Below are 11,701 nucleotides of genomic sequence, written 5' to 3'. Positions count from 1 at the left end.
CGTCTTTATGCACGTGTCTTAGCTCGCGCTGCCTTCGTCAGGCAGGCGGCCTCAATCGGGCCGTTACACCTTTCCGGCAATGACGCTACGAGAAGCCTCGCTGACGGCTCAGATGCCATTCCAGCATTGCATGCAATGCGCCAGAGAGGGTCTTTCGCTCAGGCATTGGAGGCGGGCCTGGGCATTTGACTGCCAAGTTTGCGGGACGAGACTTGTGCAGACCCTTGGCAAACTCCGTGAGGAACAAATATCTGGAAAACTGATATACCGAGCGCGCCGCGGGGCAGAGATGCTTGAGTGCGTCGCGCGCTCGCGCGGCCCCAAGCAACTTCGGCGCGCAATGCGCGCAGTCACCTTTGCCATGTCACTCAAAACCTTCCGCGGGGATCCGTCGTTCGCTGTCCAGAACCCCAGATCGGAAGTTAGGCTGTTCTGCCTCGCCGCAATCGCCGCCGCTCGATCTCATCCCTTGGCTAAGGCAGCCATCGTCAGCAAAAGCATCGACGACTATGCAAGGGTTGCTCTCTTGCGCGCCTTCGAGAAGGAGCCTCGATTGCTTGCCGCGGTTGATCACATCGCGCAAAGGTGCGCGAGAAACAGGGGCCCCATGACAGCCGTATCTCACAATTAAGGGCAAAAATTGTCGCCAAACGCGTCGCGTCTCAGATTAAAGGGCAACGCGACACAAGCGATGATGCGCGCTGACGATTGTGGCAGTGGTCGATACCCTGTTCGTGTTTTATGCGTAGATTTTTTTGCCTGCTTGCCGGTCTCGGGACCCAGCACCTCATCTACATCATCGCGCGCAAAAAGTGCGCGCGCGAATGTCCGATGCTCTTCGCTTGAACGCGTCTCAAACCGGCGGGCTGGCCCGGTCACCTTCAAATCCATGCCGATGTCTGGTCTACGGCCCGGGCAGGATCCCGGCCGCGAGCCCCGTAAGAAGCGTGACAAGCACGGTGACTACGACTGTTCCTTGGGCCAGAACAGCGCCCACCTCTGATGGGTGCTCTGTCGAAGAAGTTCGATACATCGGCACCACCAGCCGCAGATAAACCCCGAGCGCCAGCACCGAGTTCAGGATGCCGATGATCGCAAGCCACAGATACCCGGCCTCGACCGCTGCCGAGAGCAGGTAGAACTTGCCCACGAAACCGAAAAGCGGCGGGATGCCGGTCAGTGACAGCAGGAACACCACCATCGCCGCGCCGAGCCACGGATGGGTGCGACCAAAGCCTTCAAGATCGCCCAGATTGCGCCCGGCCAGCAGGACAACCGCAAAGGCGCCGAGGTTCATCGCCACGTAGGCGGCGGCAAAGACCAGAATGCCCGGAACGGCAAAGCCGCTGGCCCCAAGGGCCACGACGCCCATCAGGAAATATCCCGACTGTGCCACCGAGGAATAAGCGATGAGGCGCACAAGGTAGGTCTGCACCAGTGCGGCGAGATAGCCATAGGTCATTGTCGCCGCCGCGATCACCGCCAGTGCCAGAGGCCAGCCACCGTCACGGGGCAGGTCGCGCAGGACCTGTGCGAAGGCGAAAAAGGCGGCCGCCTTGGTGATGACGGACAGGTAGGCCGCGATCGAGACGGGCGCCCCCTGATAGGCGTCCGGTGCCCAGAAATGGAACGGCACCAGAGCTCCCTTGTAACCCAGACCGACGATGATGGCGATCAGCCCGGTGATGATCACAAGTGTCTGGCCCTGCAACTGGCCAAGTTTCGAAAACAGCGTCGAACCGGAGCCCCCTAACCAGAAGGTCAGCCCGTAGATCATCACCGATCCGGTGACCGCCCCGAAGACGAGGTATTTCATCGCCGCTTCGGTGGCCGCATCGTCGCGCGGCCAGGCCACAAGCGCAAAAGAGCCCAGACCGGTGAGCACGACACCGATCACCACCACCATCATGTCGCCCGCCCCCGACAGCATCAGCGCGCCGAGGGTCACCAGCACGACGAGGGATTGAACGCTGCCCTCGCGCCGGCGGCCAGCAATCTCGGCCCGGACCAGCAGCAGGGACAGTGCGGTGCCGGGCAGCAGGATCAGCTTGGCCCAGCCCGAAATCAGGTCGATCCGGTAGGTGCCGCCGAAGACGGTGGCGTCGACGCTCAGCATCGGCAGCGTCAGGATCGTCGCCGCCGCAAGCCCGGCCAGCCCGATGGCCAGCACCAGCCGCGCCGCGCGAAACATCTCCGCAACGATCATCAGCATCGCCGCGGCGGCCAGCGTCAGCTCCGGCGCCAGAAGGGCAAGATCGCGGCCCATCTCCATCAGTTGCCGAGGCCCATCATAGTGGTGTGGATCATGTCAATCAGCCAGCCGGGCGCGACACCGATCAGAACGGTCAGGACGAGAAGCGGCAGGATCACTAGCTTTTCACGCCTATCCAGATCCGGCATGTCGGCCCATTTGTCGTTCATCTCGCCCAGGAAGACGCCGGCGATGGCGCGCAGGTAGAGTGCTGCGGTGATCACGATGGCCAGGATCGCGATCAACCCCCAGGGCATGCCGTTCAGCGTGGCAAGGAAGATCTGGAATTCGGCCGGGAAGTGTGCGAGCCCCGGCAGCCCGAGAGAGGCGAAAGCCGACAGGATGAAGGCCCAGCCAAGCCACGGCACACGGCCCAGCAGCCCGCCGAAATCGCCGATTCCGCGGGTATGGGCCCGGTCCTGCAACATCCCCACAAGGAAAAAGAGCGCGCCCGTGACCAGACCGTGGCTGACCATTTGCAGGGTTGCGCCATCCAATGCGATGGTCCGGATGCGCGGCTCTGTCGCCAGTGCAGCAATGGCGACGCCCATCACCACGTACCCCATATGGTTAACGGACGTGTAGGCGATCATCTTTTTCAGGTCGCTCTGCGCCAGTGCCGCGAAGGCCCCGTATAGCGCGCTGACCACCCCGAAGGCGAGGATCACCTGTCCGGCCTGTGCGAAGGCCTCGGGCGTCATCTGGTAGGCAAAGCGCACAAGCCCGTAGGTACCGAATTTCAGCATCACGCCGGCCAGGATCACGCTGCCCGCCGTGGGCGCCTGCACATGCGCCGCCGGAAGCCAGGTGTGGACCGGGAAGGCCGGGATCTTGACCGCGAAGGTCACGAGCATCGCGATCAGCGCCAGCATGGCAGGAAGCCCGCCCAGTGCGGTGCCCTCGACCCAGACACGCATGTCGAAGGTGCCCGATCCGAGGTAAAGCCCGATGATCGCCAGCAGGAGCGGCAGCGAGCCCAGAAGCGTGTAGAGAAAGAACATGAGTGCGGCCCGCTGACGCTCTTCATAGCCCCAGCCTGCGATCATGAAGTACATGCCGACCAGCGAGACCTCGAAGAAGACGTAGAAGAGCAGGCCGTCAAGCGCCATGAACGTGCCGAGCGAGGCGGTTTCCAGCATCAGCATGAGCACCACATAGGAGGCCGCCCGCTCCCCGATCCGCGCCGAATACAACGCCGACAGGAAAAACAGAAGCGAGGTCAGCAGCACCAGAGGCAGGCTCAATCCGTCCACGCCCAGCCGGTAGGCCGCGCCGATGGCGGGGATCCAGGCGATTTCCTCGACCTGGGCGAAGTCTCCGGCCACGATGCCGCGCGCCCAGATTGCCAGTGTGATCAGGAACACGGCCCCCGTGGCGGCGATGGACACCGCATGTGCCGTTCGCGTGGACCGGTCGGGCAGCGCCATGAGCGCGAGACCGGCAAGGATGGGCAGGAAGGTGGCAATGGTCAGAAGCGGCATGGGCGCGATCCTCAGAAGTAGAACGGGGCGGCGAGGAGTACGCCGGTGACGAGAGCGATTCCGGCGACGGTCAGCGCCATTTCGCGGTGGATAAGGCCGCTTTGCAGACGGCGGGCGCGGGTGCCGAGGGCGATTGTGCGATCGACAAGGCCAAAGATCGCACGATCGATGGTGTCGCGGTCAAAACGCAGGCTGGCCAGCCCGAGGGACAGGTTGAGCCTGCCCACCGCGTTGAGCAGCGCCAGAAGACTGTCTTCGGCGCGTTCGATCCGGCGTGACAATGCTTGTGTACCTGCGACGATGCCGCCCAGCACGACACGGCGGATGATCCAGGCATCCAGGCGGTCGCAGAGCCGTGCCAGGGCCAGCGTCGGGCGGACCACGAGGGCGTCCATGCCACCTGCGAGCGGGAAGCCGTTTCGTGCTGGCGCAAGCAGCGGACCCAGAAGGCGGGCGGGGGCCAGCAGCCAGCCAAGCGCCAGCCCGGCCAGACCCACCGCCAGCCCCATGGCCGGGACGATCCAGCCGGGCTCGGCCAGATGCGCGCCCAGCATCGCCTCCAGCGGTTTGAAAGCGAAGCCCAGAGTCGCGGCGAGTATCACGAGAACGCCCATGCCGACGGCCATGAGCGGCACCTTATCGCGGGGCTTCTCCGGCGTGCCGGACCACAGCACCTTCAATGCCCGGCCCATATAAGCCCCGGTCAGCACCGACCCAGCAAGGGCCAGCGGCAGAAACCACGCGGCAGAGGGGCTATCGAGAGCCGCGGCGAGGATTGCGTCCTTGGAATAGAAGGCGGCGAGCGGTGGCAGCCCGGCCAGCGCCAGCGCGGCCAGTGCAAAGCCCGCAAAAATGCCGGGCCGGGCGCGGCCCGCGCCGGCAAGCGTGTCCAGATCGGTGCTCTCGCGGTCGTGCTGAAAGACGCCTGCGCCGAGAAAGAGTGCCGATTTGATCGCGGCATGCGCGATCAGATGCAAAAGCGCGGCAACGGGCGCGCCGGCCCCCACCGCGATCAGCATCAGCCCGTACTGGCTGGCGGTCGAGGCGGCGAGCAGACGCTTGAGGTCTGTTGCGGCCAGTGCCATCAGCCCGGCAATCACCGCCGTCGCCCCGCCGACAATCCCGATGGCCAGAAGCGCGCCGCCGGGCAGCATCGGCGCGGTCCGGATCAGCAGGATCGCCCCCGCCGCCACCAGCGTGGCCGAGTGGAGCAGGGCAGACACCGGCGTTGGCCCCGCCATCGCCCGCATCAGCCAGTCCTGCATCGGCACCTGCGCCGACTTCCCCATCGCCGCAAACAAGAGCAGCAGCCCTGCGATCAGCGCCGGGGTGCCGGTGGTGGAAAGCGTGGCCGAAATCTCGGAGGTTCCGGCGATACCGATCAGCAGGAAGGCCGCGAGGTAGAGGCCCAGATCGGCCGTCCGGGTATAGAGGAATGCCCGCATGGCCGCTCCGGGCACGCCCTTTCGCCTATGCCAGAAGCCGATCAGAAGGTAGGAGGCAAAACCAATCATCTCCCACGCGGCCAGCAGGGTGATCCAGTCCCCCGACAGCACCAGAAGCTGCATCGCGGCCACGAACATCAGCATGGTGCCGAAAAAGCGGGGGCGCTCGGGGTCATGGGACATGTAACCCGCCGCATAGGTCAGGACCATCGCCGCGACGGTCGCGACGACCAGCGCCAGCGTTGCCGTCAGCGGGTTGGCCACCAGCCGGATCGGCAGGTCCGGCAGGAAGGGCAGGGTGGCCGTGACATCCGCACCGCCCGCCACCCCGGCCAACAGAGCAATCGCCCCGGCAAGGCCCAAGGCCGCACCGGTCAGCGCAATCGCCTCGGGCATGCGCCGGAGCGCAAGTGTCGTCAGGCCCGCGCCCAAAGGCGCGAGGATCGTCAGCGAAAGCCAGATCACCCCCTGAGCTCCCGCGCTTCTTCCATCTCGACCGACCCGCGCGAGCGGAACCGGGCGATGGCGATGCCGAAACCCACGGCCATCTCGACCGCCATCACCGCCATGACGATCAGCACGAACATCTTCGCCGCTGTCACATCGGGGTGCAGATAGCGCCAGAACGCCACGAGATTGAGCAGTGCCGCGGCAAGGATCAACTCGACCCCCATGATGATCATCACAAGGTTGGTCTGGCTGAGCGCACCATAGAGGCCAACGCCGAAAAGCGCCGCACCGACGCTGAGCGCGATCATGAGTTCCGGGATCATTGGCTATCCTTTTCTTGCGGGGCGATCGCGACCATGGTCGCCGCGATCATCGCGGTCAGGATCATCAGCGCCGCGCTTTCAAAAATGAACATGGAGCGGCCCAGCAGTTCGCGGCCCAGCAAGCGCGCCTGTTCATCGGCCCCGGGCACGTCGGGCACGGGGCCTTGCCAGCCGGCGGTCCAGATCACCACCAGTGCGGCGACCAAGCCAATCCCGCCCGCCCAGAGCGACAGGCGTTTCTGGTGCGTCATGTCCATCTTGCCCATGCCGCCGGGGTCCATCATGAACATGACCATGAAAATCGCCATGACGCTCATCTCCGTGGCCATCATCATGATCTGGAGCACGCCCAGAAATTCGGCCTGCATGACAAGGAACATCGCCCCGATGGCGGTCTGACTGAACAGGAGCGCAATGGCCGAACGCACCATCGAATGTGTGCGAAAGACGACCACCCCGAACCAGATCGCGGCGGTGCCGAAAAAGGCGAGAAACAGAGCGGTGGCAAGGCTCATATCGGCACCACGAGGGCGATGACGCCCACAAGGAAGATATTGGCCAGCGCCAGGGTGATGCCGAGCTTCCAGCTCAGTTCCAGATACTTCGCCTCGCGCAGGCGCGGCAGGCGCGGCCCGAGCATCAGCATCGCGGCCGCTACACCAAGTGTCTTGAGCGCAGTCCAGGCCCAGCCCGGCAGCCACGGTCCAAGCCAGCCGCCGAGGTAGAAGGTAACGGTCGCGCTGGCCAGTGCGACGATGATCACAAGCCGCGCCAGTCGCAGGACGGCCAGCCGCGCGCCGGTGTATTCGGCCTCGACTCCACCCGCCAGATCGCCGCCGCCGGTGGGCAGGTCGATGGGCGGCAGCCAGGCGACACCCATCGCCGCGATGACGAACAGGACGAAGCCGATGGGCTGATAGGCGACGTTCCACAAGGCCGCCTGCGACAGGACGATCTGCGTGGTGGAGAGCGACTCGGCCCGCATCGCAACTGCCGTTATGGGCATCACGATCAGCATGGCATAGGCGACGAACTGGCCCAGAAAGCGCCAGCCGCCGATCATCCCGTAGGCCCCGTTCGGCCCCCAGCCGGCCATGATAAGCGCAACCAGCACGTAAGCCAGCGCGGCGTTCAGAAACAACGCGCCGATGGCCAGATCGGTGATGATCAGCCCCGGTGCCAGTGGGATAACGGCGACTGACAACAGGCCCGCGACCAGCAAGAGGACCGGGCCAGCCTCGAAAAACAGCCTGTCAGATGTGCGCGGCAGGATCTGTTCGCGGCCCAGCAGCGCTAGCGCCGAGGTCGCCGGCCGTGTGAGGCTGAGGCGTCCATGGACGGCCCAGCCTTCCAGAACGGCCACGGCGTAGCAGCCGATCGCGAGAGCGAGGATAATCACCGCGATGCTCATTGGGTCGCGCTCCAGGGATCGAGATCGAGCGAGGCGATTGCGGTCAGTGCGTCGGCAAGTTCCATCTGCTTTATCAGGTCGGGCACATGCGCGGCGAGGTCGGAGAACGGCGTCTTCAGATGGGCCGAGGCGACTGTACCGCCCTTTAATGTCAGGTGCAGCGTTGCGGGTCCGCGCGGTGTTTCCAACGTTGCCGTGCCGTGGCCGTCGCCTGTTGCACGCGGCATCTCTGGCATCGCGGTCGCGCCCGCCGCCGATATCAGGTCAAGGCTTTGCCCGATTTCTGCGCAGCGCTGGCGGAGCCGCGCCATGGCGTCGCCTTCATCCTGCGTGATCGGTTCGAAACCTAATTCGTCGTAGACCCCGTCGCCGTGTCTGGCATCGGACGCATGGTCCGCCGCACGTGCCACAGGACCTTCCGATGCTCCCTGAAGCGTCCCGATCCCGGTCAGTTTTGGTCCCATAAGTGATCGGTTGAGTGCACCGTACAGAAGGCTCGTTATAGAAGTTGCTTGCTCTGCCACCTCATCCGCTTTAGCCGTCCGGACGCGGTGTTCCATGGCCGCCGCCCGGCGCCCCAGCGGTGCAAGGCCCGCTTGTCGAGCCAACCCGGCCAGCCAGTTGAGATGGCTTGCAATCCGTTCGCGTTCCACTGCTGCGGCGCGGGCGGCCAGAGTGTCCTTGGGTGCAGTTTGTCCGGTAGCCTTCTCGGCAGCACGGCAAGCCAGTTCGCGCATTGCCACCGGCGACAAGGGCACCGCGTCCGCAAGATGATCAGCGAAGTCTTCGAGAGCAACGCCTGATGGCAGCGCCGCCATCTTCATCCCTCTGACCGCGGTGCCCGCGACGCTGTCTCCATCGAGGGTCAGGTCCAGGTGCAGACCGCCCGGAAGACCCGGGAAGAAGGGGCCAAAGGGCGCGTCTATCCATTCCATGACCAATCCGTCGGGGCTGACCGGTTTGCCTTCGGTGAGTTCGACCATTGACATGAAATGCGGTTCGATCCCCGGGATGTCTGGCGCCGCGCCGTGGCCTGTGTGGCCATGATGCGCGCCATGCGCATCCTGCTGTTCGTGGGCGCCATGCGCGGCGTGCTCTCCTTGGCCCTCTTGCGCTGGCATGTCCTTGTGGTGCTTGTGACCGCCATGTCCACCATGCGCATGCTTTCCGGCCTCGGCCTGCTGGACGAGGTCCATGCCACACTTGGGGCAGGAACCCGGTGTGTCGGAGGCGACATCCGGGTGCATGGGGCAGGTGTAGGGGCCTGTCGGCTCCGTGGCCGGTTCGGCGTGATGGCCGTGGCCGTGGTCCGCATGTTTCCCGGCCTCGGCCTGCGGGACGAGGTCCATGCCGCACTTAGGGCAGGACCCGGGTGTGTCGGAAGTCACCTCCGGGTGCATCGGGCAGATGTAGGGGCCTTTCGGCTCTGCGGCCGGTTCGGCGTGATGGCCATGTTCGTGATGCGCGTGTTCCCCGGCCTCGGCCTGCGGGACGAGGTCCATGCCGCATTTCGGGCAGGAGCCGGGCGTGTCAGAGGTGACCTCCGGGTGCATGGGGCAGGTATAGGGGCCTGTCGGCTCCGTGGCCGGTTCGGCGTGATGGCCGTGGTGCACGTGCTCTCCGGCCTCGGCCTGCGGGACGAGGTCCATGCCGCATTTTGGACAGGAACCGGGCGTGTCCGAGGTCACTTCCGGGTGCATCGGGCAAACATAGGAGGCGGACGTCTCGGCGCTTGTCACAGCATCCGACTGATGATGGGCCTTTTCTGCTTGCGTGGAAACCGCGGACGATTTTTCATGGCCCTCATGGCCCTCATGGCCCTCATGGCCCTCATGGCCCTCATGGCCCTCATGGCCCTCATGGCCCTCATGGCCCTCATGGCCCTCATGGCCCTCATGGCCCTCATGGCCCTCATGGCCCTCATGGCCGTGCGACGCCGCGCCGGAAACGCGGCGTTCCACAAGGAACATCCCGCATTTCGGGCATTTGCCGGGTTCGTCCGAAATGACTTCCGGATGCATGGGGCAGGTGTATTCGATCCGCTCCGACAGGGCAGGCGCATCAAATTCCGCGATGTCTGGTGCAAAAGCCCCATTGCAGAGCAGTTTGCGCAGATCCTCCAGTCCGGAGATCAGGCCCGCCTGCGACATCTCCGCCGTCACGTCGGCAGTGGGCAGAGGGCCAAGATCGGCCTCACCAAGCGCGAGAATGCACCGGGGTCGCGGCATCTGGGCCCAGACGACGCTGGCCGCATCAGCCAGCGCAGTGGGCAAGGGCCCCGCGATCAGCAAGACGTTCGCGTGGCGCGGCGTCACCGCGCGGATCAGCCCTGCGGCGTCCAGATCGAGACCAAGCGCATTCGCGACGTCCTCTCCAGGCACCACGAACGCGCGCAAATCCCGCGCCATGGCCCCGGCGACCAACCCGCGGAAACCGCGCAACAGACCCTGACGTGCCCCGGACAAATCCATCATTGCCGCCTCAGCGCGCCCTGGCTCCATCCATAGAGCAGGCCGAGAAACAGGATCGCGAGAAAAACGCCCATGTCGAGCAGGGCGACCAGCCCCTCTTCGCGGTAAACGACCGCCCAGGGGTACATGAAGGCCATCTCCATATCGAAGGCCAGAAACAGGAGCGCATAGCCGTAATACTTGGCGTGGTATCGGACCCAGACCGGATCGCGCGCCAAAGTGCCGGCGGTTGCGGGCACATCCTTGGCCGGTTCCGCCCGCGCCCGCCCGATCGCACGGGCGAGGGCATAGAGGCTCAGGACCAGCCCGACCGTGCCAAGCGTCATGCTGAGCAGAATGGCGTATTGCGTCAGTTCACTCATGTCCGCCCTGGCTCCTGTCGTGCTTGGCCGGTTTTTCCCGTTCGGGTGCTGCGCCCCAATCAGGTGCGCGCCGTCCGTTTTTGACCACGTTTAGTCGAAGACGCCCAAAAAGAAAAACGATTACAAGAAATTTCTTCTCGAAGCTGAAGATGTTACGCGAGACGTCGAGACTGTGAAAAACATTGTGCTATTGTCTTCCGCAACCATTCAGATAAATTTCAATGGCGCGATGGATTGCCGACTTCAAAATCATTGATATTGGAATTTCGCCTTGGAATGGATAGGTTCATGGTATCTGCCCATGGCGACATGTTTGATGACTGCGCCTGCCGGGTTGGATCGGACTTTCTATGCAAGGGCGGCGTGCAACCATGTCGGAAACTAAAAACCATATCGCAAAGGGCAGCGGCGCCGGTCAGCCCGGCCTTGAAGCAACTCTGTCGGTGAACAGAAACGCGTTTTTGGGCTTCCTAGTCAAACGGCTGGGAAACCGAGCCGATGCTGAGGACGTGCTGCAGGAATTTTGCATCCGCGTTCTGGCACGTAAGGATCAGCTGCGCGAGGCGGACCGCATGGATGCCTGGCTTTACGCGGTGTTGCGGTCAGCGCTAAATGATCACTATCGCAAGTCGGGACGGTCCAGGCGTCTAAAGGAGGCTGTTGCACTGGAGGCTCAGTCTGCCGTTGTCACGGATGACCCGGTCGAAGATATGGACGTGATCTGCAACTGCGTCAAAGGGTTAGTCACCGAACTGCGCCCGGGTGATGCAGACCTGATCCGCCGAATTGACATCGACGACGAGGATCGCGGCATTGTGGCAGCTGACCTCGGGCTCAAGTCCGGGACATTGAATGTGCGTCTCCACCGCGCCCGCGCTGCTTTTGGTGACGCGTTGATGGCCCACTGCGGCCCTTGTTGCCGTCATGGCTTTGACGATTGTTCCTGTCCGCCGGACGGCTGCGAGCATCCGGTTGAAGAGACCGATTGCGAGGACCAACACACCGCGTCTTGAGGCGATTTTGTAATGCTGCGCTTCAAACGGCGTCTTCATGCAGAAGCCGCTCGGGAGGATCGTATGCCCACGGAACCGGCAGATGCGCAGGCAGTCGCAGACTTGATATCGGATGTGTTCTGCGAGTGTCGAAGCACTGTTCAAGCCGATGTTTGAAGGTTGTCGGGCGAGTTGTTTCTGAAAGTCGATGTCGAAGGGCGAAGCCTTCGGTCTGCGGCAGACGCGGTCGGGCTCAGCACAGGTGACGCCAAAACAGTTCTTTTTCTGTTCCGCCGCCAGATGGCCAGTGCTTTGGTAGCGTCAGTCCTCACAGTACCGGCGTCGGACGCAGATCAAACACGCGGGGAAGGGAGGGGAAAGAGGACCCATTGAGTGGTCGGCTCACGGACCGCACCCCAATGTGTGTAACGAAAGGACAGAGCCGGCGGAGAGTGTCAGATCTTCTGTGTATGAGTGATCCGGTCCATGCTTCTTCGAAAGGAAGCATGCATGAC

General features: G+C 63.8%; 9 protein-coding genes. 1 reads left to right on the top strand and 8 read right to left on the bottom strand.

The window, feature by feature from the left end:
- Positions 1–904 precede the first annotated feature (904 nt).
- Genes ACFO5X_RS14190 through ACFO5X_RS14155 form a run of 8 tightly spaced genes read right to left on the bottom strand, consistent with a single transcriptional unit; the run spans position 905 to position 10,194 of the window.
- The gene (locus ACFO5X_RS14190; RefSeq protein WP_380718139.1) at positions 905–2,266 is read right to left on the bottom strand and encodes an NADH-quinone oxidoreductase subunit N; all 1,362 of its coding nucleotides are present in this window, start codon (positions 2,264–2,266) and stop codon (positions 905–907) included.
- Between the two features lie 5 nt (positions 2,267–2,271).
- Positions 2,272–3,732, bottom strand: coding sequence for a complex I subunit 4 family protein (locus tag ACFO5X_RS14185; RefSeq protein WP_088665108.1), 1,461 nt, complete (start codon positions 3,730–3,732; stop codon positions 2,272–2,274).
- An 11-nt stretch (positions 3,733–3,743) separates the two neighbouring features.
- A complete protein-coding gene (locus tag ACFO5X_RS14180) occupies positions 3,744–5,642 on the bottom strand; it encodes an NADH-quinone oxidoreductase subunit 5 family protein (protein ID WP_088665109.1) in 1,899 nt (632 codons plus the stop codon).
- On the bottom strand, positions 5,639–5,950 hold the full coding sequence (gene nuoK / locus ACFO5X_RS14175) for an NADH-quinone oxidoreductase subunit NuoK (RefSeq protein WP_088665110.1): 312 nt from the start codon (positions 5,948–5,950) through the stop codon (positions 5,639–5,641). Before nuoK ends, ACFO5X_RS14180 begins: the two co-directional genes overlap by 4 nt.
- The gene (locus tag ACFO5X_RS14170; protein WP_017469393.1) at positions 5,947–6,465 is read right to left on the bottom strand and encodes an NADH-quinone oxidoreductase subunit J family protein; all 519 of its coding nucleotides are present in this window, start codon (positions 6,463–6,465) and stop codon (positions 5,947–5,949) included. Before ACFO5X_RS14170 ends, nuoK begins: the two co-directional genes overlap by 4 nt.
- On the bottom strand, positions 6,462–7,361 hold the full coding sequence (locus ACFO5X_RS14165) for a complex I subunit 1/NuoH family protein (RefSeq protein ID WP_088665111.1): 900 nt from the start codon (positions 7,359–7,361) through the stop codon (positions 6,462–6,464). The genes ACFO5X_RS14170 and ACFO5X_RS14165 overlap by 4 nt, the downstream gene beginning before the upstream one ends.
- A complete protein-coding gene (locus tag ACFO5X_RS14160) occupies positions 7,358–9,835 on the bottom strand; it encodes a heavy metal-binding domain-containing protein (protein WP_223228154.1) in 2,478 nt (825 codons plus the stop codon). The genes ACFO5X_RS14165 and ACFO5X_RS14160 overlap by 4 nt, the downstream gene beginning before the upstream one ends.
- On the bottom strand, positions 9,832–10,194 hold the full coding sequence (locus ACFO5X_RS14155) for an NADH-quinone oxidoreductase subunit A (protein WP_380718137.1): 363 nt from the start codon (positions 10,192–10,194) through the stop codon (positions 9,832–9,834). The genes ACFO5X_RS14160 and ACFO5X_RS14155 overlap by 4 nt, the downstream gene beginning before the upstream one ends.
- A gap of 371 nt (positions 10,195–10,565) precedes the next feature.
- On the opposite strand from ACFO5X_RS14155, the gene ACFO5X_RS14150 reads away from it, so the two are divergent.
- Positions 10,566–11,207, top strand: coding sequence for an RNA polymerase sigma factor (locus ACFO5X_RS14150; RefSeq protein ID WP_149789481.1), 642 nt, complete (start codon positions 10,566–10,568; stop codon positions 11,205–11,207).
- Positions 11,208–11,701 lie beyond the last annotated feature (494 nt).

It is taken from the genome of Seohaeicola nanhaiensis (genome assembly GCF_042654245.1).
In the GTDB taxonomy this organism is placed as follows: Bacteria; Pseudomonadota; Alphaproteobacteria; order Rhodobacterales; family Rhodobacteraceae; genus Seohaeicola_A; species Seohaeicola_A nanhaiensis.
Note: the sequence above shows the minus strand (reverse complement) of the source record. Positions and strands in the feature narration are given on the sequence as shown.